This window comes from Syntrophales bacterium, assembly GCA_035363115.1.
In the GTDB taxonomy this organism is placed as follows: Bacteria; Desulfobacterota; Syntrophia; order Syntrophales; family PHBD01; genus PHBD01.
Genome location: DAOSEM010000005.1, coordinates 78,985 through 100,168 on the forward strand (window position 1 = coordinate 78,985; position 21,184 = coordinate 100,168).

General features: G+C 54.1%; 20 protein-coding genes, 2 tRNA genes and 2 pseudogenes. 18 read left to right on the forward strand and 6 right to left on the reverse strand.

What is annotated here, in order from left to right; genetic code table 11:
- Positions 1 to 21 precede the first annotated feature (21 nt).
- The 4 genes from gap to PLO63_11280 all read left to right on the forward strand — a co-directional run bounded on the left by gap (position 22) and on the right by PLO63_11280 (position 2,402).
- Positions 22 to 1,032: a type I glyceraldehyde-3-phosphate dehydrogenase gene (gene gap, locus PLO63_11265; protein ID HOI74714.1), complete on the forward strand. Its 1,011-nt coding sequence runs from the start codon at positions 22 to 24 to the stop codon at positions 1,030 to 1,032.
- An 8-nt stretch (positions 1,033 to 1,040) separates the two neighbouring features.
- Positions 1,041 to 1,799 (forward strand): triose-phosphate isomerase, encoded by a 759-nt coding sequence (tpiA, locus tag PLO63_11270; protein ID HOI74715.1) that lies wholly within the window; start codon positions 1,041 to 1,043, stop codon positions 1,797 to 1,799.
- 15 nt (positions 1,800 to 1,814) lie between these two features.
- Positions 1,815 to 2,186 (forward strand): preprotein translocase subunit SecG, encoded by a 372-nt coding sequence (gene secG / locus PLO63_11275; protein HOI74716.1) that lies wholly within the window; start codon positions 1,815 to 1,817, stop codon positions 2,184 to 2,186.
- A gap of 129 nt (positions 2,187 to 2,315) precedes the next feature.
- Positions 2,316 to 2,402, forward strand: a tRNA-Leu gene (locus PLO63_11280).
- A gap of 97 nt (positions 2,403 to 2,499) precedes the next feature.
- Here PLO63_11280 and PLO63_11285 read toward each other — a convergent pair.
- Positions 2,500 to 2,799 carry a type II toxin-antitoxin system RelE/ParE family toxin gene (locus PLO63_11285; protein ID HOI74717.1) on the reverse strand — a complete coding sequence of 100 codons (300 nt, stop codon included), beginning with the start codon at positions 2,797 to 2,799 and terminating at the stop codon, positions 2,500 to 2,502.
- Positions 2,800 to 2,801: 2 nt separating this feature from the next.
- Positions 2,802 to 3,080: a type II toxin-antitoxin system Phd/YefM family antitoxin gene (locus PLO63_11290; GenBank protein HOI74718.1), complete on the reverse strand. Its 279-nt coding sequence runs from the start codon at positions 3,078 to 3,080 to the stop codon at positions 2,802 to 2,804.
- Between the two features lie 105 nt (positions 3,081 to 3,185).
- Between PLO63_11290 and PLO63_11295 the strand changes: the two genes are divergently transcribed.
- From PLO63_11295 to PLO63_11335, 9 genes and pseudogenes are all read left to right on the forward strand, one after another.
- On the forward strand, positions 3,186 to 3,731 hold the full coding sequence (locus PLO63_11295; GenBank protein HOI74719.1) for a helix-turn-helix transcriptional regulator: 546 nt from the start codon (positions 3,186 to 3,188) through the stop codon (positions 3,729 to 3,731).
- Positions 3,724 to 4,032, forward strand: a pseudogene (locus PLO63_11300) (HipA N-terminal domain-containing protein). Before PLO63_11295 ends, PLO63_11300 begins: the two are co-directional and overlap by 8 nt.
- A 108-nt stretch (positions 4,033 to 4,140) precedes the next feature.
- Complete coding sequence (locus PLO63_11305; GenBank protein ID HOI74720.1) at positions 4,141 to 4,965, forward strand: type II toxin-antitoxin system HipA family toxin; 825 nt, start codon at positions 4,141 to 4,143, stop codon at positions 4,963 to 4,965.
- Positions 4,966 to 5,072: 107 nt separating this feature from the next.
- A complete protein-coding gene (locus PLO63_11310) occupies positions 5,073 to 6,170 on the forward strand; it encodes an AAA family ATPase (GenBank protein ID HOI74721.1) in 1,098 nt (365 codons plus the stop codon).
- A 409-nt stretch (positions 6,171 to 6,579) separates the two neighbouring features.
- Positions 6,580 to 7,059: a type II secretion system protein gene (locus tag PLO63_11315; protein ID HOI74722.1), complete on the forward strand. Its 480-nt coding sequence runs from the start codon at positions 6,580 to 6,582 to the stop codon at positions 7,057 to 7,059.
- The gene (locus PLO63_11320) at positions 7,056 to 7,481 is read left to right on the forward strand and encodes a type II secretion system protein (GenBank protein HOI74723.1); all 426 of its coding nucleotides are present in this window, start codon (positions 7,056 to 7,058) and stop codon (positions 7,479 to 7,481) included. Before PLO63_11315 ends, PLO63_11320 begins: the two co-directional genes overlap by 4 nt.
- A 15-nt stretch (positions 7,482 to 7,496) precedes the next feature.
- Complete coding sequence (locus tag PLO63_11325; GenBank protein ID HOI74724.1) at positions 7,497 to 8,048, forward strand: prepilin-type N-terminal cleavage/methylation domain-containing protein; 552 nt, start codon at positions 7,497 to 7,499, stop codon at positions 8,046 to 8,048.
- A 22-nt stretch (positions 8,049 to 8,070) separates the two neighbouring features.
- A complete protein-coding gene (locus PLO63_11330; GenBank protein ID HOI74725.1) occupies positions 8,071 to 10,320 on the forward strand; it encodes a hypothetical protein in 2,250 nt (749 codons plus the stop codon).
- A 470-nt stretch (positions 10,321 to 10,790) separates the two neighbouring features.
- Positions 10,791 to 10,866: transfer RNA gene (locus PLO63_11335), tRNA-Glu, on the forward strand.
- A gap of 25 nt (positions 10,867 to 10,891) precedes the next feature.
- On the opposite strand, the gene PLO63_11340 is transcribed toward PLO63_11335, so the two are convergent.
- The gene (locus tag PLO63_11340) at positions 10,892 to 11,962 is read right to left on the reverse strand and encodes a tyrosine-type recombinase/integrase (protein HOI74726.1); all 1,071 of its coding nucleotides are present in this window, start codon (positions 11,960 to 11,962) and stop codon (positions 10,892 to 10,894) included.
- A gap of 1,076 nt (positions 11,963 to 13,038) precedes the next feature.
- Between PLO63_11340 and PLO63_11345 the strand changes: the two genes are divergently transcribed.
- From PLO63_11345 to PLO63_11355, 3 genes and pseudogenes are all read left to right on the forward strand, one after another.
- Complete coding sequence (locus PLO63_11345) at positions 13,039 to 14,421, forward strand: hypothetical protein (protein HOI74727.1); 1,383 nt, start codon at positions 13,039 to 13,041, stop codon at positions 14,419 to 14,421.
- Between the two features lie 83 nt (positions 14,422 to 14,504).
- Positions 14,505 to 15,416, forward strand: coding sequence for a hypothetical protein (locus tag PLO63_11350; GenBank protein ID HOI74728.1), 912 nt, complete (start codon positions 14,505 to 14,507; stop codon positions 15,414 to 15,416).
- A 216-nt stretch (positions 15,417 to 15,632) separates the two neighbouring features.
- Positions 15,633 to 15,712: pseudogene (locus PLO63_11355) on the forward strand.
- A 165-nt stretch (positions 15,713 to 15,877) separates the two neighbouring features.
- On the opposite strand, the gene PLO63_11360 reads toward PLO63_11355, so the two are convergent.
- The 3 genes from PLO63_11360 to PLO63_11370 all read right to left on the reverse strand — a co-directional run bounded on the left by PLO63_11360 (position 15,878) and on the right by PLO63_11370 (position 18,772).
- Entirely contained in the window at positions 15,878 to 16,180 is a 303-nt protein-coding gene (locus PLO63_11360; GenBank protein ID HOI74729.1) for a hypothetical protein, read from the reverse strand.
- A gap of 34 nt (positions 16,181 to 16,214) precedes the next feature.
- Entirely contained in the window at positions 16,215 to 17,219 is a 1,005-nt protein-coding gene (locus PLO63_11365; protein HOI74730.1) for a hypothetical protein, read from the reverse strand.
- 455 nt (positions 17,220 to 17,674) lie between these two features.
- Positions 17,675 to 18,772 (reverse strand): FlgO family outer membrane protein, encoded by a 1,098-nt coding sequence (locus PLO63_11370; GenBank protein ID HOI74731.1) that lies wholly within the window; start codon positions 18,770 to 18,772, stop codon positions 17,675 to 17,677.
- A gap of 371 nt (positions 18,773 to 19,143) precedes the next feature.
- Here PLO63_11370 and PLO63_11375 point away from each other — a divergent pair, with 371 nt between their 5' ends.
- Positions 19,144 to 19,785 (forward strand): helix-turn-helix domain-containing protein, encoded by a 642-nt coding sequence (locus PLO63_11375; protein HOI74732.1) that lies wholly within the window; start codon positions 19,144 to 19,146, stop codon positions 19,783 to 19,785.
- An 86-nt stretch (positions 19,786 to 19,871) separates the two neighbouring features.
- A complete protein-coding gene (locus PLO63_11380) occupies positions 19,872 to 21,143 on the forward strand; it encodes an SDR family oxidoreductase (protein ID HOI74733.1) in 1,272 nt (423 codons plus the stop codon).
- Positions 21,144 to 21,184: the final 41 nt, after the last annotated feature.

Consider the following 21,184-nt stretch of genomic DNA (forward strand, 5'->3'; position numbering starts at 1 on the left):
AACGATTGGAGAGGAGCGATCATGGCGGTAAAGGCAGCGATCAATGGATTCGGCAGGGTCGGGCGTTACCTCGTCCGGGCCTGTCTCGGGTATGAAGACGACATTGAAATCGTAGCAATCAACTCCCGGGCCAAGCCGGAAAACCTGGCGCATCTCCTGAAGTACGATTCGGTCCACGGCAGGTTCGGGGCCGATGTTGTTGTGGATGGAAAAGACCTGGTGATCAACGGCCGGAAGATCGTTGTCACCAACGTAACGTCCCCTCTGTCGGATCTTCCCTGGAAAGAGCTCGGTGTGGACATCGTTCTCGAGTCGACGGGCAAGTTCCGCAAGAAGGACGAGGTCTCCGGGCATCTCGATGCGGGCGCGAAAAAGGTCATCCTTGCCGTTCCGGGCAAAGGGATCGACGGAACCTTCGTCATGGGCGTCAACGAGGCCTCCTACGATCCGGCGAAGCACCACATCATCTCCAACGCCTCCTGTACGACCAACTGCCTGGCCCCCGTGGTGAAGGTCCTCCACGACCGGTTCACGATCAAACGGGGACTCATGACGACGGTCCATGCCTACACCATGGACCAGCGCCTGCTGGACGGCTCCCACAAGGACCTGCGGCGGGGCAGGGCGGCCGCCATGTCCATCGTGCCCACGACGACCGGCGCCGCCAAGGCGGTCACCGAGGTGATCCCGGACCTGAAAGGCAAGATGGACGGCCTGGCCATGCGCGTTCCCACGCCGAACGTCTCGGTGGTGGATTTCGTGGCGGAGCTGGGACGGAACGTCACGGTCAACGAGGTGAACGGAGCCCTGAAGGAGGCCGCCGAGGGCCCGCTGAAGGGGATCCTGCTCTATTGCGAAGAAGAGCTTGTCTCCGTGGACTTCACCAGCAGCCCCTATTCGTCCATCGTGGATGCCCCGCTGACGAACGTCGTCGACGGGAACTTCGTCAAGGTCTTCTCCTGGTACGACAACGAAAGCGGCTATGCCTGCCGCATGCGGGACCTGGCCGTCTACATCGGTAAAAAAATGTGAGGGATGGGATGCCGAGACCGCTGATCGCCGGGAACTGGAAGATGCACATGACCGTGGGCGAGGCGGTGGAGTATGCCCGGCGGCTCCGGGAACGGCTTCCGGAGCCGATGGACCGGGATGTCGTCATTGCACCGCCCTTCACGGCCCTCTGGCCCGTCTCCCGCGAACTGGAGGGTTCCCCCGTCGGCCTGGGCGCCCAGAACGTCAGTGATGAGCCGAAGGGCGCCTTCACGGGGGAGGTGTCCGCCGCGATGCTGGCCGATGCGGGCTGCCGATACGTCATTGTGGGCCACTCAGAGCGGAGGAAGCTCTTCGGCGAAGAGGATGCCTGGATCAACCGGAAACTGATCGCGGTCCTGAAGGCGGGACTGACCCCCATCCTGTGCGTCGGCGAGACCCTGGCCCAGCGGGAGGCGGGGAACGCGTTCCCTGTTATTGTCGGGCAGATAAATGCGGGGTTGAAGAATTTGGAAGCCGGTGATATAGGCCGTTGCGTTGTCGCCTATGAGCCCGTATGGGCCATCGGAACCGGGCGGACGGCCACTCCGGATCAGGCGGAGGAGGTTCACTCCTTCATTCGATGCCGTGTTGCGGCGCTTTTTGGCGAGGAACAATCCGCCGGTCTCAGGATTCTTTATGGCGGGAGCGTCACGCCGGAGAACATCGACCGGCTGATGGAAAGCAGGCAGATCAACGGAGCCCTCGTCGGGGGGGCGAGCCTGAATATCGATTCCTTCTCGCGGATCGTGCGTTATCAAAGAGGATAAAAGGAGTTTTCTTCCGTGCAGACCTTGATCAGCGTCATTCACATCGTGATGTGCTTCGTTCTCATCGCCGTCGTGCTTCTTCAGGCGGGGAAGGGAGCCAACATGGGAGCCGCCTTCGGGGGGTCCAGCCAGACCGTTTTCGGCAGCAGCGGGCCGGGGACATTCCTGAGCAAGATGACCACCGCCGTGGCCGTCGTCTTCATGCTGACGTCCCTCGTGCTTTCCCACCCGGCTTTTCAGGGAGCCACTTCCGTTGTGAAGGGTGCCCGGCCGGCCGCGGAGAAGGCCCAGCCGGCCCCGGTGCTTCCGGCGCCGCCCGCGACACAGGGAGCCCAGGCACCGGCAGTACCGGCGGCTCCGCCCGCGTCTGCACCGGCCGCGAAGTAGCCGGCTTGCGTGTCCGCGAACCGGTTTTCGGGTTGACAAAAACCGGCGGACCCTGTAGTGTTGCGACCCTGTCAAACAAAGGCTCCGGGCGGGATAACAGCCCGGAGAAGAAGTGAAAATGCGAATCATGCCGAAGTGGTGGAACCTGGTAGACACGCTATCTTGAGGGGGTAGTGGGCCACGCCCGTGCGGGTTCAAATCCCGCCTTCGGCACCATGAATGAAAACGGAGGGTTGACTCATGTTAGGGGTTGACCCTCTTTTCTTTTGAGGGTGTTTGGTCAACGTTTTGGTCAACACTTTAGTCATCCATTTTAAGGCATTTTGAGAAGCCTTTCGCTCCGCCAGACGCGAACAACTCTTACCCTGTTTTCATCGAGGCGATAAACAATTCGAAAAGGTGGAAAGACGATTTCCCTCAGGTTGGCAATGCCAAACTCCGGTACGATGCGACCACTCTCCGGGAAGTCGGCAAGCCTCTCAATTTTTGAGATGATTTCCTTGAGAAGCTTTTCGCCCACGGCGGGGACTTGTTGATTGGTATACCAGGACGAAATGGATTCCAGATCCCTGACCGCAGATGCAGCGAAGGTGATTCGTTTCTTGTGCGGCATGGTTATTTGCCAAGATCAAGGCGCTTCTTAACATCTTCCAGGCTCATTTCCCGACCTTCTTCCAGGTCCATCAAGCCCTGTACAACCCCTCGCAGAAACGCCTGTTCCTCGGATTGAGCTTCATAGTCTTTGAGCGATTGGACGACGGCAATGCCCCTGCCGCGGCTGGTCAGAAGGACAGGTCGGCTTGTCTTGTCCACCTGGTTGACGATCCGACCTGGATTCATCTTCAGATCGCTGATCGGCACGATGTCTTCCGAATACTTCACATTGGGACTCATGGAAACCTCCTGAGTGGTCCGTTATTTTCCCCGTAAATAGCACCTCTAAAATGGTCCGTCAACTGGTTTAATTTAGACCAGGGTGAATAGGAGGTAGGCCGTGTATTGAAGAATTTTCAGGTTCGGAATGTTCTGAACAGAAAGCTTCTATGCGGGAGGATGGGTCAAAACCGGATGCCGATGGAGGATCAAAATCCAATGTCGCTTGACAGGAGCAGACGCTCGCCGTTTCCGTCTCGCCACCGCCTCGACATCAGAGGTGTCGTTTGGTGTCAATTCAAGAGTATTATACCCGATCGGGAATATTCTACATTGTTTCAGGCTGAATTCTGGTATAAATTCCCGAACGGGAATATTACTCTTGACAGGCCTCATCACTCCATGAAATATTCCCGTACGGGAATCATGCGCGAGGTGTCTATGAAGACTGTTATAATGTTCACCGCCGATATTGGGGCTGCCATCCGGAAAAAAAGAAAGGGGGATGGCTTGACTCTCGTCGATGCCGCGGGGCTCTGTAACGTGAATTACCGGTTTCTTTCCGACCTCGAAAACGGAAAAGAAACGGTGCAACTTGGAAAGGTCCTCCAGGTGCTCCATTGTCTTGGCATCGAGATCCATCTGACGGACAGGATACGGACCAATGCCTGAATGGGAACCCGGCCTGGATGTCTATTTCCGGAATCGTCTGATCGGCCGGCTCTGGCTCGATGGGAGCCACAGGTTTGCATTCATGTATGCAGACGATTGGGTCAGGGATCCTCTCGCAATTCCGATATCGCTGTCTATGCCGCTTCGAACAGAAGTCTATGCCGATGACGCGAGCAGGCCGTTCTTCGCAAATCTCCTGCCGGAGGGAGAGATTCGCAGGCTGATTGCCCGTCGACTCGGTATTTCGGAAGCAAATGATTACGGCCTCTTGGAGAGAATCGGCGGGGAGTGTGCCGGGGCCGTATCCCTCGTGCCTTCAGGCGAAAAACCTCCGGATGCTCCCGGGTATGAGGAATTGGATGCCGGAGCGTTGCAACGGATCATCCAGGAACTGCCTCGGAAACCGCTGTTGGCTGGCGAAAAGGGAATCCGTCTTTCCCTCGCCGGCGCGCAGAGCAAGCTTCCCGTTTTCATTAGCGGCGAAGGGATATCCATTGCCACGGGAAGCAGCCCCAGTACGCACATCCTGAAGCCGCCGATTCCGGGATTGGAAGGTACCGTCGATAATGAAGCATTTTGCATGACCCTTGCCGCCCAAATCGGCCTGCCGGTTCCCGCCGTCTCGATCCGTCGGGAAGCGGACATTCTTCTGGTGGTCGATCGTTACGACCGGATCAAAGAGCCGGACGGCACCGTAACAAGACTGCACCAGGAGGATTTCTGCCAGGCGCTTGGTTATCTTCCAGACCAGAAATACGAAGCGGAAGGCGGCCCGTCCCTGGCGGAGTGTTCTTCCCTGGTTCGCGCCAGAAGCGTGCAACCGGCGGCCGATATGAAAGCCCTGCTGTCGTGGATTGTCTTTAACACCGTTATTGGAAACGCCGACGCCCACGCCAAGAATCTGGCCATTCTGCACCTGGAAAAAGGGCCGCAACTGGCTCCGTTTTATGACCTGCTTTCTACACAGGTTTATCCGGACCTGGCGGATAAGTATGCCATGAAGATCGGAGGAGAGAACAGACCGGACTGGCTTCAGGTTCGTCATTGGGAGCGCATGGCCGACAGCCTCGAAATCAAGAGGCGGTTTGTTCTGGGTGAGGTCCGGCGAGTGGCCGGGAGGACTGCTCTGGAGGCGGAAAAGCTTGCCGAAGGTTATCGGAAGGCACGGGAGGGCAAGGCGATCGTTGAGAAAATCGTTGACCTGATCCGGAAGAGAGCGGGCAGGATTCCATAAAGCGTATGCTGTCCGGGTTGGCAGAATTGACTTGTCGGAAGGATTCGCCTATGGTTTTCATCCGCCCAAAGAATCCATTTCTTCACGATCGGAAAGGAAGAGCATTCATGGCAAAAGCATATCTCCCTGTTGATATCTTTCAGTATTTGTCCGGCAAGGTACTGGGGCAGGAAGACGTTCTCCGGAAGGTCTCCGTGGCGGTCTACAAGCACATCGAAGGGCTCCGGTCGGGAAGCGTGCTGATGATCGGCAACAGCGGCACCGGGAAGACGACCATCATGAAGTCGATTCAACAGTTCTACAACGACCATGAAGGACTCGATCCGTTCAAGATCATGACCATTACCAACGCCAACATGCTGCTGGACCAGGAAGGGGCGATCAACACCATCCGCCTGTTCAAGAATCTCGAAAACGAGGTGATGGCCGCAACGGGGTTTAAGGCCACGGCGGAGGAAATGAAGGAATACATCGAAAACTCGACGGTCTGCATCGACGAGATCGACAAGATATCGTCCAAGATATCGGGGAAGGTCAATCCGACGGGAATCAGCATCCAGCAGTCCCTGCTGACCCTTCTCGAGGGGGAGACGATTCTCCTGGAAACGGGACTGTACGATGAAGAAGGCAAGCGCAAGATCAAGCTGCCCATCGATACCTCCCGGATGCTCTTCATCTGCGGCGGTGCCTTCGAGGAGCTCTATGATCAAGTTTACGACCTGATCGCGAAACACGGCGACGAGAGGGTATTCAAGGAGACCGCGCAGCTCGGAGCCCAAGGCATCCGCTACAAAGTCAGCTTTACCCTGAAGGACTCCCTGAAGCTTTCCGACCTGTTCACGTACGGGATGTATCCGCAGTTCATCTCCCGCTTTAGTACCATCGCCGTCCTGGACAACCTCGGCAAGAGCGACCTGAAGCAGATCATGCTACAGGCTGACGATTCCCCGTTTCGGTATGCCCGGGAATACTTCGGTTCCATGGGCATCGACCTCCGGATTACCGACGACGCCCTTGACCTGATCGCTACCCACGCTCTGGACGATCTGCGCATCGGCGCGCGGGCCCTGCGGGAAGTGTTCGGGCGGATCATCGCAGGCTATGAGTTCGATCCCTACCGGGCGGAAGGAATCATAAAGAACGAGGAAGAAAAGCCCGTCCTGACCATCGACAGGAACACCGTGGCAAATCACCTCACCCGATAAGGTTCCACCGGTTCATGGACTCCCCGTTAACTCCGTTGCATCATCCACTGTAAAGAGCGGGCCGTGGGGGGCAGATCATCGGAGCATGTTGCAGACATGCGCTGAGGATTTTGGGTATCTCCGGTCCTTTTTTCCATCCCGGCTATCACCACCCCAAAACAGGTCAGGATGCGGATTCAGAATGTACCGCCTTTTGTTCGCTATATTGCCCGACACGGCATCACAGGAAAGAAGTACCACTCTTCAGAAAAACTGCCATGGGACGAACGGCTGGACAGATCCTCGACATGACCTTTCATGATCATAAATTGATTCAAGCAGAAAATTATGCCACCTAATAAAAAACTGTTACTTTTTGCCTTTACATATTGTACCTATAACTAAAGGTATAGTCCTCATGAGGCGCAAGATGAATGGCTCAACGAAGATAATAGCCAAGGGATTCACGATGATAGAAATCATCGCTGTCTTGATGCTCCTTGGTATTATCGCAGCGGTTGTGGCTGTCAGGGGCTTCTCGACGGACGCGTACAGCCTTAATGGCACCACCGAGAGCATCAAGACCCACATCCGTTTGGCCCAGACCCGGGCCATGAGCACCAACGCCGTCTGGGGCATTCATTTTGACAGTTCGAAGAGCTACTACATGTTCAAAAACGGATCGGTTGCAAACCGGGTTGTTCTTCCCGGCCAGGATGCGGACAGCGCCACCTTTGCGGCCAACGGTCCATCCGTGACGAGCGGTGTCATCGTCAGCTTCGACAAATTCGGAAGGCCCTATACGGATGCCGCTGCAACCGCCCTCCAGGGCGTGAACCGGACGATCACGGTTTCCTACGGAGGATCGGAAGACATCACCATCACGAAGAATACGGGGTTCATACCATGAGCGGCTTCAGGCGATTTCATGGAGAGGACGGGTTCTCGCTGGTCGAGCTGATCGTAACCCTCGTCATAGCGGCGATCCTTGGCACTCTCCTGGTTGTCTATATGGGGACGGGAATCACCAAGAGCGGCATCCCGGTCATATGGGTGAAACAGGAGTTTACCGTCTTCAAGGTTATGGAGCGAGTCACGGCCGACTACCAGGCGGCCCTGAAAACGACACCGTTCAACCTGGCCACCTTCGCGTCGCAGATCGACACCGCCACGAAAGTCAATGCCAGGTACGGCTCCGATATCGACAGCTCGACCGTGGTCAGCACGGCATTTCCGGCAGACGGCGGAACGGAGACCGGGACCGACCCGAATATCATCAAGGTGACCCTTCGCAAGGGAGATCAATCGGTTACGGCCCTTTTCACCCAGTGACAAGGAGATGAGGCCTTGAAGAAAGAGCAGAAAAGGGAAAGCGGCTTCACGCTCCTGGAGGTGATCCTGGTCCTGCTTCTGGTTGGGATCGTTTCCGCCGTTGCAGGGATGGGTATCGTCCGGGCTGTGGAAGGATATGTGTTCGCCCGTGATAACAGCTCGATGACCCAGAAGGCTCAATTGGCCCTGTCGCGGATGACCCGGGAGATGATCGAGATCCAGGGTGTGACGACAGCGGGCGGATCGAGCATCATGTTTACGGCTCCGATGGGAGCCGTTTCGGATACCCGGACCATCGGCCTCGTCGGGACGACCGTGAAGCTTGCCGAGGGGGCAACGGCCCTGGCATCGGGTGATACCCTGGTGGATAACGTTGCCAGCCTTGCGATGACCTATTCGAAATCCGACGGATCGGCCTGGGTATTGGGAACGGATGCGGTCAACCTGCTGGCCCGCATCGACATCTTGCTCCGATTGACCCGGCAGGATGTCGGGGGTGGTTACCTGGAATTCACAACGACGGTCAATCCCAGGAACACGGGGAATGTCAACGCCCCGGTCGGTTAACGGAAATGCAAAGGAGCGGACCATGAGCTTCCTGAATCATATTAAGAGAAAAGCAGCCTCGAAACGGCGCCCGGTGGGCAACCGGTCCGGCTTCATCCTGGTGGGACTCGTGCTGACCATGATTGTCATGGCCATCCTGGCTGCCGCCATCCTGCCCATGTTCTCATCGGCCACCCTCAACGAGGTCTCGGCCAACCTGGACCACAAGGCCTACTACATGGCGGAATCCGGCCTCCGCTATGTGGCCAGCCGGTATCTCCATGACGCGACCGGCGAGGCGAGGGACGATACACTGACGGCCCTGAACGGCAAGTCGTTCAACTTGAGCGGACAGTCCGGGGGCTTCGGCCTTGCGATTGAATCCTTCTACTACAAGACCGATAGCGGCTCCACGGGAACGCCCTTCGGCACCGTGCCGCTGGATATCATGACGGCGGCGACGGCTTCCGGAACCACCGGCAAACTGGCCGTCTACAACAGCGCCGCGCTGAACTACAACATAACGACCTGTACGGGCTACACGGTCGCAACGGACCGCTCGAGTATCGGCTTCACAGGCGCCGCCCTGACGCCGATGAACGGCCGGATTTTCCCGATGGCGTCTTTGACAACCACGGTAACGGGCCAGCCCATGCCGGCGACCCTGGTGTTGGGGGCGGCGGACGATCTTGCCCTCTTTCCGGCTAAGGGAGGCGCTTTCCGGATCATGACCGTGTCCGGGACACAGGGAACGATCCTGTCTTCTGACCTGTATTATTACAAGACCCTCGACCGGAACACGCGCACCCTGTCGGGTATTGTGAAATTGAACAACACGGGGACGACCGTTGTAAATCTGGGGGCCAGCGAAAGGGTCGTCCTCCAGAGGGTGATCCGGTTGAAATCCACCGGGACAGTAGGGGATACCTCTTCGAATATCTTTGCGCGCCGGTTGCTGACTTACACCCTGCCCGTCGAGGCCCTGCCGGGCGGCGGCTACACGGGGATCAACCCGCTGAACAAGATCCCACCCGACGACTTCATCAAGACGGGAGCCACGGCGTCGGGACAGTTCGATGTCGTCGACGTGAACGGCAACGACGCCCTGAACGTGACCCAGACCACGGGGGGGTCCAGCAAGGGAAACCAGCCCACGGTGGAGGCCTACGTGTCCGCCCCGAGTAATCCGAGTCCCTTCTATACGGCCTGGAGTGCGGCGGGCGGTTACCTGAGCTATGATGCCCAGGTCAAGATCGCGACAGGCACCGCAACCGGGAGCGCGTTCACCGACCGGCCGGCAACCTATGCGACGGGTGTGATTATGCGCGCCAAGAATCCCGGCCAGCAGGAGACCTATTACGGTGTTTCGTTTGTCCGGACGAACACAAATACCGGGAACAAGTCCGACGGAATATCCGACTATATGCTTCCCGATGAAAAAACACTTGCGGATAAGCCGATGATCGTTCTCTGGACCCGCAACGGCAACCAGGCGAACGGGGCGGATTACTGGCTCGCCTACAAGACCCTGAGCGAGACGGGCAGCGACCGCGTGGTTGACAACACGCTGCTCTTGAAGCCCTGGTCCACCATCCTGGTCCGGATCCTGGAGGCGGGGTCCATCAAGCTGACCGGCACGCCTGCCACGGCGATCAGCATCGGAGAGACCATCACCGGGGGTAGCGGGAAGGCCGTTGTGATTCGTCAGATCAAGGACAGCGACAACAATATTGTTCTTCTCCTGAACAACATCGAGGCCGGGTTTTCTCTGCCGGCGACCGTCAAGGGAGCCTCGACGGACGCGTCATGGGGTTTCCGGGACCGGGACAATTACATATGGGTATTTTTTGGGGATGAATCGGCCTACGGCACCGCAAGCACCAGCGCGACGGACAACGCGAGGCTCGGCAACCCGAGAAATACCGTGCTCCTGAGCGATCCCAGCTATGCCCTGTACTGGCCCGTGACAAATGTCGGCACCGACTGGACGGCCGCTACGGACTACTTCACGATCGTCCAGTGGAACGCGACGCTAAACACGTCGCAGAACGGGGATCCGAACATTCGCCTCATGGGGGGCACGACCGGAAACGAGGCCTACGGCATCATCCGAACAAACAAATGGACGGATGCGGGCCCCTACACAGCGACGACCTTCCCGCCGGAGTTCGGTCTTCATGCCCTGGGGACACTGGCGATCAATACCTACTTCGACGACATCGCTTTTTATCTCTTCGGATCCCTGAGCGGAGGAGGACAGACAGGCTTCTATCCCGGCGTTGTCGAGCAGTGACACTGGGCGGTCGTCCATTGAACGGATTGGCAGACCAACTACGCGATTCTGTTTTTTCACATCAAGCTTGATAAACTGCCTTTTGGTCAGGGTATCTCCATGAAAAGGGGTCCATTTGGTATGGATCCTTTTTTTTAACTTCATGATTTTGTCGGCCGGACGGATAACCTTTTGTTCATGACCCTGTTCGAGAAGACCTCCGAATCGGACATACGGGATCGATTGATTATTTCCTCAATACGATCGGTATGCCGATCTGCCATGATCGCGCCCCCACCGTGAAGTTGATTTTGTCTTTATTCCATACAATTGATCGTTGAGTCATGAATATCATAATCAGAGATGTTGGTGAGGATTAGGCATAGATTTCAGATCAATCCACTGACTCTGTGGACTCCCGAAAGGCCGATCAATTGCTTCTTGACAACCTCAGTCCATCCGGATATATGGCGCCTCTTACCGGAAAGGATGTCCCCATCGTCTAGTGGCCTAGGACACCGGCCTTTCACGCCGGTAACCAGGGTTCGACTCCCTGTGGGGACGCCAATATTTCTTAAGGAATCTGAGGCGGTTACATGGCCTCAGATTTTTGTTTTTGTGGGATGTGAACGATGGTCGGGACCGTTGGTCGTGAATTTCTGTTCGACAGAATTTCCAGGGCCGGCCGGACCGGCTCAAGCCCCCGGATGTATCGCTCCGTGGTCGTCAGCTGCTTGTGCCTTAGAATCCGCTGAATCGTCACCATCGGGACATCCTCCTGCGCCAGGATGCTGGCCGTCAAATGCCGGATAGCGTGCAACCCGAACGGCTTCACACCAGCCTTGAGACAAATCCGCCTCATGTAATGCTGACGGACAATGAACGGAACTCCCCTTTCCGGATTCGGGAAAACCCACTCAGTCTTTGCCGATTGCCGATGACGGACCAGGGCGTTAAAAAGCTCATCGGTCATAGGAAGCCAATCGTATTCAAGACTGCCTCCTGATCGCTTCCTCGTCCCGATCCTGACCCTCTGACCGGTAAAATCCACATCCTCCCATCGAAGCCGGTACAACTCCGATCTCCTGGCAGCCAAATGAAGATAGGCAAGGAGCATAACCTTATCCTGCCCCTCGTCCATAGCCTCATAGACCTTCCAGAAATCGTTCTCCGGGGGGATGTAGCGGGTATGCCTCTCCTCCGGGAAACGCTCCGTCGAACAGGGATTCGGTGAAGGGAGATCGAGATATTTGACGCCCCAATTCCAGGCGGCCAGGAGGTTCTTCCGTTCCTTATTAGCCGCATAGCCGGAACGCTTTGTCGCCTGCATCCTCAGGTAATTCAGGACCAGGACGGGTTTTAGACTCTCAACGGGTAACGATGGATTCACCTGTTTGAAGAATCTGCGGAAGATTCTCTTCTTCTCGTCAAAGGTCTTGTGTGTGAATTTGGCCTTTGCATATTCCAGGTATTTCGTCGCCCATTCAAGAAGCGTCAAGGATTCCGAAGGGGTCATCAAGTCTTTTTCGGGAGCCTTTCTTACTTCGGACTCCCAAGCCAACGCCTCGGCCTTGGTATTGAACACCCGATAATACCTCTTTCCGTGGCGCATCACATCGGCTATCCACTCCACCTTGTTTTTCTTCTTCCTCTTGTAAGGCATGGCTATTTTCCCTTATCTCTTGGATCACCAAGTTTTCAAAGAACAAGATAAGGCGTCCTAGCCTTATTCCGCCAAGGCTGCGATAATATCGCCTCACCGTCTCCGCGTCAACGCCCAGGTAGTCAGCCACCTCCTGGGCGGTCAATCGCTTGCCTAGATTCTCGTTCAATGCATCCATTGCGTGATCCTACTAATAGGCCCCCCTATACACTGTGCACACTCTCTACAACTCTCTACCACTCTCAAAACGTATTGATTATTCTCATCTATTTCGCGTAGAGAGTTGGTGGGGTTTTGAATGCTTTCTGCCTGACTCTCTACCTTTATGAGGAGCAATGGTCGGAACATCCCTGTCCCTGGGTCTGGAGCATGGCGTGTTACAGGTTCCGCCATGCTGCCTTTATCAACCGATTGAGCGATGCTGTTCGGTGCGGAATCCATTCTTCCTTTCCCTCTGACGAGCATTGTAGATTGCCCCCAACCTTGGTGGCGTTCGCCCGCCTGTGCATGCGCTTGCCTGCGCTCGCGCTCGCTCTACCGGCGAGCCATCGCGCAGGCATGAATTGATCATCAGGCAAGGTTTATCCGTTCGCTGTGGTACTGCATTTGCGGTGGATGTGTCTTGATTGCCTGTTTGAATGAAGTGTGATTGCTCCCGTTCATGGGATGGAATTTTCCCACAGGAAGTTGAAAAAGAACCGGACAGAAATTGAATTTTTTTTTGTCTGGCAGGCATCAGATGTGCCAGGAGGTAGGCGCTAAAAGATGGTTCAGATGAAAGGGGCGCATATGAGTGAAATGCACTTGCTGGAATTGATCACCTGATCATTTTGAAGGGATACTTTCCTTCAAGCGGCATTCAATATCTACTGAGTAGATTGTTTTCTCTATTGACAACACACTTATTAACTAATATTTTTATTGCAACTAGCTATAGGTCCCGTGTTAATGAAACGAGAGCCTACGCCCATCACCAAGATTTAATGCCAGAAGTTAATCAAAGCCACGCTCGCCCGGTCCTTCCTACGAGCCGCAGGAATAGCTTTGGATAATTCAATGAAATATTTAATTGTTAGATGATCATACAACCAAACCTAAAATGGTATATAGGAATCAGCGACCCAAAAGGGTTAGATCCACGTTGCCCTTTTGCGTCTGTTTATCGATGCCCTCGATATTATCAAAGTCTGTCTTTGCTTGGAGAAGCAGGGAGTACCAAAATCGACCCAAAAGAAGACAAGCTGCTAAATGAACGATGGCAAAAAACAGACGTTTGGCCGACTACTCAAGAGCAAGAAACTTCTGTGTCTGGCCCCGAAGGTGAAAATAAACACTTTTCAAATTTTTGCCCCGAAGTATTGTTTGATCGTTTTGGTCTTTTTGCAACAGGACTATATAAATATTCTGATGATATCGACAGGAACTTAGCTCATAATGAACTCTCAAACGAAGGTGCATCACCTGATGATTGGAGGTGGTCTTGGCAGTATGTTGAGCCTATACATTATACGGAGTGTTTGCAATATTCGCTGTTGAAAGCTGGCAAAATGAAAAGTGCTCCAGTATCGGCATTTCCCGATCATAATAAGGATGAGTTTGAAAGAAAAAATGACGGATTGATAATCGGTGAGCCACCTCCACTCGTCAAATATGTCGTATGGTTTCGTAAAGATGGGAAAAGATGGGTTAAAGAAAATAAACTGATAGCTACTATCCTCTTGTTTGTTATTCTTATTTCTACAATATTCACTGTACCACAATTATATACACTGATTAGTGGGTGGTCGAAAACGTTATTTGATAAGAACACTACAACATCTCTAGAACCTATATCGCAAAACAATAGAGTGTTGATAATATCAGAATCGTCAGGACCTACAGTTGAAATTGTCCCTTTGCGACGCGATTCCAAAGAAATACCTAGAGATATAAGTCAAGCCAAAAAGACAATGTCGATCATTTCAAAAGGGCAATTTACGAATGTATCTGGATTAATTGATGTGAGCAATAACATTCCAGGTTATTTTGAGCTAAAAGCTTCTCCTTCTCCTAGCCGTTATTCATATGCATGCGCCGTAACAAACAGCAAATATGGCACTAATTATCTAGTATCGGCTCGTATTGCTGGCCTGCAAGGAGCTGAAGTCTTGGAACTTCAAGGAATAGGAGTATGGTTTGCCATCAATACTTCTCAGAATTTGTATTTTGTTTATGAATCAGAAGAAAATTGGACGACATGGAGAAAATTGACAATAGAGAGAGACCCCAATATTAATAGTTTGATCATCGATCAGAACGGAAGGAATGTTAAAGTATTTCTAAATGGTTTATATGTCACAACATTTATCAAAAGCAAAGAACCAGTGCCAGGACCCGTCGGAATTTGCTTTAAAGCTAGCCCCCAAACAGGAGGGCTTATTCAGTTTCAAAAATTATCTATTGGGGAATTCAGGAACTAGTTTCTCATTCCATAACTTCCCCATGAAAAAATTATATTTTTTCACGATAATATTAATTAAGATGAGCGGAGACATAGGCATCGATGAGCAATACTACCAAAGTTGAATTAATCCGTGATGGGCAGGTGAATTGGGAATCTATCACAAAGTCAGAAACCCCAAATGTGGAAATAGTCGATTCTGAAGGCATAGCTGACTTCTCAATGCTGAGGACGAAACCAACTAATGCTTGCATTTACTGCGGATCTACAGAGCAGTTGAGTCGAGAGCATATTCTGGCATATGCTCTCGGTGGAACCATTACTATTCCAGGAGGTTCGTGTGAGGGATGTCGCAAAATAACCCATGATTTTGAAACGATTGTACTGCGCGGCCCCATGCAGATGGTCCGCTACATCATAGGTATGCCATCTAGAACAAAGCACAAGGATGTTCCAGAAACGATCCCAGTAAAGCTAACAATAAACGGCAAAGATGTGGTTATTGATGCTCCAAGAAATGAGGCGCCTATCTTGTTACCGTTTCCTATTTTTGAATCCCCGAGCTACCCGGACCCAGCAATGTCTCCAATTAAATTAGCTGGCCTAGCCACCGCAAGCTTTGGTGCAGACCCTAAAAAGTTCGGTAAAAAGCACAGTGCACAAAGAATAGAACTTAAAGTGACTAACAATGATGCTGTTGCCTTTGCACGAATGATAGCTAAAATTGCTTACGCAAACAGCTATGCACAGGACCAATTACAACGACTCAAGAACAAAGATGAGCTGGTTCGCGCAATGATGTATGAACCAAATACTTTAGGTCGCTATGTTGGTACTGCTGACGAGCCTTACAAACTGCACCCAAACCTGCAACACAAGATCTCTATCCACGTGATGCCAGAACAAAGACTACTATATTCGACCGTGCAACTGTTCTCATATGTAGGCACTCCAAGCTATATCGTTGTACTAGGCACATTGAAAGACGATGATCGTATTGATAACATTGGATAGGTAACTGAATAAGTTAAAAGAATCGATGATAAACAACTCGCAATAGGGGACAGTTAAGTGGTCTGGTCGCACCAGAGCTTTAGCATTATACTTGGTATAAGAATTGTGTTTCTCATTATTATAATGAATCTTGAAAGTATTGATTGTACTAAAAGAAATGGTCGTGAATCTGGTCGGGAATTGATCGGTTTTAAGGGGTATAGGCGGGGTTAAAAGGTCAATAAAATGGCGGAATAAGGCGTTCCCGACGAACTTTCACGCCGGTAACCAGGGTTCGACTCCCTGTGGGGACGCCAATAACAAAATCAATGGGTTGCGGGTGGTTTTCGCAACCCATTTTTTGTTGGTTCCATCTTGTCCCCACACGAGTCCCACACCAAGAAGGAAAAAAAGGGCCAACCTTTCGGCTGGCCCCTGGCATTTTCAAGGGGACTCGTAAAATCCAGAGTGGTTTTATTATGTTAATTATCTTTACTCCAATGTGCCATTGCCAAGTTTACTAATCTCATGAAATATTGTGCATCCACCTTCGCCGCCTCGTACTGTTCACGAGCCATCCAGTCCGCATTCAGAGTGAAGAACTGTAATACCATATTCGCATACGTTTCATTATGTTCTATGAACTTCCGCCAGTTATGTATGGCTGTCAGTCCCGAGATTATCTGTTCCACGGATTCTCTGATAAAAAGGATCTGCTGAAGTTTCTTCATGGAAATAGCCTGATTTATAGACAAATCTACCTCTTTCGGGACCTGTGCCTCCATCTCCGTTATTTGTCTCCTTTTTGTCAGGCCCTGATCAGTTCGACTTCTGCCATGAGTAGACTTCATAACCATCAACCACCTTACCCGACGCTGAGAAGCCTCCACGCTCCATGAGCGGCTCGATGGCCGGTTTTGCGATATTCACTGTGTTGGGTTCGGCATATTTCTGCATGTGGCCCGCGATGTCGATGGCACGATCGCTGATCATCTCGAGTGGCATGGAGTCATCAAAGATAACGAAGCCCGCATTCACGCCGCACCGAACCATAAAATCACGCTTCATCTGCTTCACGTCCCGGTTGAATTCTTCCAGGCCGCTGATAACGGCTGTTGCGGTCTGAACGGCTCCGTCAACCGTGGGGAAGCAGGTCATGACACCGTCAGGCGTCCAGGCCGACTTCAGGCACTTGTTTTCTTCCAGAATCTGACTGACGAAATTCCTGTATTGCATGAAATCGTGCTGCACAACGGCCTTCTCCTCATCCACCTTCATGCCCGTCGAATCGACGATGTCAATGGCCAGAAATGCAAGGTCCCGGCCCATTTCATCGAGCTTGCGCTTCGTCTCGGCAAATTCCCGAATGATCTGTTCCCGGTCTTTTTTTGTCGCCGTCTTGAGCTGATCCAGCTTCTCGCCGATGGAGGACGATTGCATGGCGAATTCGGAGACGTGCCTCTTCTTCTTTATCTCCTCCATGCTTTGCTTGTATTGGAGATATTCGGCCTGATTCCGAAAGCGGTAGGACAGGCCGTTGAACCAGAGGCTGAGACCGAGCGAGCCTGCGAGAATGATCCATCCTGTCACATCATGGCCTTCGAACTTAATTGGAAGGGTTGTGCGGACGGGCTTGGTTATCTTATTTTCCAAGGATAAAACGGCTTTGACGTAGCGTTGTTTTTCTTTATCGACTTTCACATAGGGAGAAGCCATGGAGAAGGCGACGAGAGTAAGGATAATGAACATTCCCCAACCGGCAACCCGCGATGTGACAGACATTGAAAAGCTCAGAAGGTAAGACGGCGATAGCAGGGCTGTCATGGTGAGATCCTTTCTTTTATTCTGGGCTGGCCCGTTCCGTTCAGGGTCAGTCAAGAAGGATCCCTTCTTGACCTACGAAAAGAATTAGTGGAATGATCCGTATTCAGGTTACGGAACACCATTCACTTTGTCAATATGGCAAAGATGGCATAAATGTTTGTTATATCCCTAAACATATTAAGAATTTATATTCTATGACCCTATAGAAAAAGGGGCCAACCTTTCGGCTGGCCCCCCGGTAAGATTTATCCCTGCAACCCTCAAGCGAGAAGATGGCTATGGTTCAAAGGCACAGTGATTCCGTGCTGTCCTTGCTGACCCCTTTGCACCCTTCTCCCACCCGGATTCTCAACACCGGCCTTTAAAAGAGGAGAGGGGTCTCCTCCCGTCCCGATCCGTATGGGGCGGCCGTTCCAGGCTATGCCTTCACAATCGGAAACGGGCCGGTCATGCCGTCAGAATCTCACGTCGTCGAAGTTGATGTGCCCCCAGCCGCCACTGGAGTGGTCGATCAGCCGGAACTGCGCGGCCTGGCCCTGGTATGCCCGGACGTCCCAGGTCATGCGCTCCATGGTCTCCGTGCATCGTCCCGTTGCTCTCTGGACGACCTGGTCGTTCACGACGAGCTCGACCCTCACCGTGTTGATGTCGCACCCGCCGCCGATGAGAAAGTTGATGGTGGGCGTGTCGATGGTGAATGGATCGGAGGTCAGGGTCCCCTGGGGTCCGTCTCCCTGCGTGCGACCGGGCGGATCGGAGGGGAAGCGCCGGTTTTCATATCCGCCGATCCAGTAGTCTCCCTGGTGGTTGGAAGGCTGGCCGCGATGGCGGGCTGTCGGGTTGTCGCCGTACGTCGGCTGGGTGCTGAAGGCGGTTCCCGTGCTCTGCCATCCCCGCAGGTCGCCCGCTTCGAAATCCCATGTGATTTTCCCCGCCGGTACCTTCTTCCTTTCCTCGGCGGGACGGACGGTTCTGTCCGTCCTTCCGGCCGGTCGGTCGGAACGTCCGGAAGGCTGTGAGCCGTCGGTAACACCGAGTTTCAGGAGGTCGGCGATGGTCACGGTCTTGGCGATGTCCCCGCGGGCGGACCCGGTCACTCTTGCCGTTTCCGTGTCGATGGCCTTGCAGGATACGCGAATGCTGTCGCCGAACGGGGTTATCGTCCCGGTGACAATGATTTCCGCTCCCGCCAGCTTGCCGATCTTCTTGATCGCCTCGGGATCCATCAGGCCGGTCAGGGAGAGCTTCTGCTCTTCGAGAATCCGTTTCATGTGATTCCGGTCGAGGACGTCGAAGCCCTGGGAATGGGACGTCAGGTTTCCCGACATCTCTTCCGCGATGAATCTCCCCAGTTCGTTCACCCGCCCCTGGAGGTCGGTGAAGTCGACCACCGCAATGCTCTTCTTCCCGGACTTCGCGATTTCAGCCGACAGGATCGACGAGAGGTTGGCGATCTCCCGCTCGTATGAGAGCGCAGGGAGGGTCGGGAAAACGAGGGCCAGCAAAACGAAAATAAGAAGGATACGACGGCAGCCTTTAAAACGGTTTTTCATGGGGTCCGCTCCTGTCGTGTGGAATTTGCAGCACAATATGAAAGGCTGCGGGGATTGTCAACCGCATAAGGCGGCGTTTTGAGCCTCATTTGCGCCGGATCCCATGGAAAAGTGATGAATCGCCTCCCCGAGGGGCGCCTCGATCGGGAGGAGTCCCATGGGTGCTCCATCCAACACATTTCATAATACAGTAATGAATACAAACAGATCGATCGTTGACGAAATTCCGCCACACATTCCCCCACAAATCCCTTGACAAGAAATTTCTTTCGTCATAGTCTGCCCATCATTTGATGGAACAAGCATATGGAATAGCCAGATGGAACATGCCAATGGAACGGTCCGCTGGAAACTGTTGATGGGAGCCTGAAATGGCCACAATCCTGGAGAAGGCCCGGAAAGACCCCCAGTCGATGAAGGGGAGGATTCTGGCGGTGGCCCGCCGGCTCTTCGGGCAGTATGGCTTCCATGGCACGACGACCCGCATGATCGCCCAGGAAGTCGCCATCGACATGTCCACGCTTCACTATCACTGGGGGGAGAAGGGCGATCTCTACGAGGCCGTCGTCCTCGATATCTGCAGCGACCTCAGCCGGAAGCTGATCGAGGTCGAAAAGATCATCCACGGCCTGCCCCGCAACGACCGCCTTGCCATCTCCATCGAGATGATGACGGACTATCTCTTCGATCACCCCGAATGCTCCAACCTGATCCTGTTCCGCTATTTCGGCAAGACCCGGGAAGGCGACGGCCTCGACTTCAAGATCCCCGAATTCACGGCGGATGTAGCCCGGTCCATGGGATTGGCGAAAGACAAGCGGAATCTCTCCCCCCAGGTGAGGATGGAGATTCTGGCCCTGATGAATTCCATCCACAATTTCGTCTCGGGAGAGAACCTGTTCCGTCCCATGGTGAGCATGGAACGGGAGGGCTACATCCAGCTGGTCAAGCAGACCCTGAAGTTTATCCACCTGTCGGCGTTCGCCCATGAGGTGGACTACGCAGTGGAATGACAAGGGCGGACCCGCCCTCCGGACGGGCCGCTCGGAAGATATAACAGAACTCTTGCAGCACGTATTCCACAGAAGGGAGACTGATTATGGGAGAAAAGAGCGCAATTCGTTTTGATGGCCGCGTGGCCATCGTAACCGGCGCGGGCGGCGGCCTGGGCCGCGTGTACGCCCTGGAGCTCGCCAAGCGCGGGGCCAAGGTGGTCGTCAACGACTTCGGCGGGGCTCGTGACGGCTCCGGCGCAGGCGCCGCGGGTCCGGCGGACAAGGTCGTCGATGAGATCAAGGCACTGGGCGGAGAAGCCGTGGCCAATTACGACAGCGTCGCCACCGCAGAGGGCGGTGCGAACATTGTCAAGACGGCCATCGACGCCTTCGGGAAATTGGACATCCTTATCAACAATGCAGGCATTCTTCGGGACAAGGGTCTCCTCAAGCTGGAGCCGGAGAACTGGCAGATCGTGCTCGACGTTCATCTGACCGGCGCCTACAACGTGACCCGCCCGGCCTTCGGCGCCATGAAAGACAACGGATTCGGGCGGATCGTCATGACGACCTCCGCAGCGGGACTGTACGGCAATTTCGGCCAGACGAACTACAGCTCGGCCAAACTGGGTCTCGTAGGCTTCATGAACACCCTGAAGCTGGAAGGCGGGAAGTTCAACTTCAAGGTCAACACCATTGCCCCGATCGCCGCTTCGCGGCTGACGGAAGACATCCTGCCGCCGGACATGCTGGACAAGCTGAAACCGGAGTACGTGTCCCCCATCGTCCTGTACCTCTGCTCGGAAGAGTGTGGGGACACCGGCCACGTCTACAACTGCGGCGCCGGCTTCTACAATCGCGCCGCCATCATGACGGCCCCGGGCGTTGTTCTCGGCGGCGGAACGAAGATCCCCTCCGTTGAAGACATCTCCGTCAACTGGGCGAAGATCGCCGATCTGAAGGGTGCCAGGGAATACAGCAACCTGAACGAACTCGTTCTCGGTGACGTCCTCGCGGCCCTGGAGGGGAAGAAGGAAGCCCCGAAGAGCAGCAGTGGATTTGCCGCGGTGAAAGATGTCTTCGCTGCCATGCCCGGTGCCTTCCAGGCGGGTGCGGCCACAACAGACGTGGTGTTCCAGTACTGCATCTCCGGCGACGGCGGCGGCGACTGGTACGCGGAGATCAAGGGCGGTGCCCTGACCGTGGCGGCTGGAACCCATGCGAGCCCCGGCTGCACGCTGAAGATGGCCGCCGGCGACTATATCGATCTCATGAACGGGAAGATGAACGCCATGAAGGCCTACACCTCCGGCAAGCTGAAGATTGAAGGCGACCTGATGAAATCGCAGCTCCTGGAGAAGCTGTTCAAATTCTGAGGCGGGATCCTTCGGGACGAACGATTCGAAAATGCGAACGC

What these genes read in the sequence shown, in the direction of transcription:
- gap (HOI74714.1), top strand. Translation starts at nt 22, where the DNA reads ATGGCGGTAAAGGCAGCGATCAATGGATTCGGCAGGGTCGGGCGTTAC.
- tpiA (HOI74715.1), top strand. Translation starts at nt 1,041, where the DNA reads ATGCCGAGACCGCTGATCGCCGGGAACTGGAAGATGCACATGACCGTG.
- PLO63_11285 (HOI74717.1), bottom strand. Translation starts at nt 2,799, where the DNA reads ATGCCGCACAAGAAACGAATCACCTTCGCTGCATCTGCGGTCAGGGAT.
- PLO63_11290 (HOI74718.1), bottom strand. Translation starts at nt 3,080, where the DNA reads ATGAGTCCCAATGTGAAGTATTCGGAAGACATCGTGCCGATCAGCGAT.
- PLO63_11310 (HOI74721.1), top strand. Translation starts at nt 5,073, where the DNA reads ATGGCAAAAGCATATCTCCCTGTTGATATCTTTCAGTATTTGTCCGGC.
- PLO63_11315 (HOI74722.1), top strand. Translation starts at nt 6,580, where the DNA reads ATGAATGGCTCAACGAAGATAATAGCCAAGGGATTCACGATGATAGAA.
- PLO63_11320 (HOI74723.1), top strand. Translation starts at nt 7,056, where the DNA reads ATGAGCGGCTTCAGGCGATTTCATGGAGAGGACGGGTTCTCGCTGGTC.
- PLO63_11330 (HOI74725.1), top strand. Translation starts at nt 8,071, where the DNA reads ATGAGCTTCCTGAATCATATTAAGAGAAAAGCAGCCTCGAAACGGCGC.
- PLO63_11340 (HOI74726.1), bottom strand. Translation starts at nt 11,962, where the DNA reads ATGCCTTACAAGAGGAAGAAGAAAAACAAGGTGGAGTGGATAGCCGAT.
- PLO63_11345 (HOI74727.1), top strand. Translation starts at nt 13,039, where the DNA reads ATGATCATACAACCAAACCTAAAATGGTATATAGGAATCAGCGACCCA.
- PLO63_11350 (HOI74728.1), top strand. Translation starts at nt 14,505, where the DNA reads ATGAGCAATACTACCAAAGTTGAATTAATCCGTGATGGGCAGGTGAAT.
- PLO63_11360 (HOI74729.1), bottom strand. Translation starts at nt 16,180, where the DNA reads ATGGAGGCACAGGTCCCGAAAGAGGTAGATTTGTCTATAAATCAGGCT.
- PLO63_11365 (HOI74730.1), bottom strand. Translation starts at nt 17,219, where the DNA reads ATGACAGCCCTGCTATCGCCGTCTTACCTTCTGAGCTTTTCAATGTCT.
- PLO63_11370 (HOI74731.1), bottom strand. Translation starts at nt 18,772, where the DNA reads ATGAAAAACCGTTTTAAAGGCTGCCGTCGTATCCTTCTTATTTTCGTT.
- PLO63_11375 (HOI74732.1), top strand. Translation starts at nt 19,144, where the DNA reads ATGGCCACAATCCTGGAGAAGGCCCGGAAAGACCCCCAGTCGATGAAG.
- PLO63_11380 (HOI74733.1), top strand. Translation starts at nt 19,872, where the DNA reads ATGGGAGAAAAGAGCGCAATTCGTTTTGATGGCCGCGTGGCCATCGTA.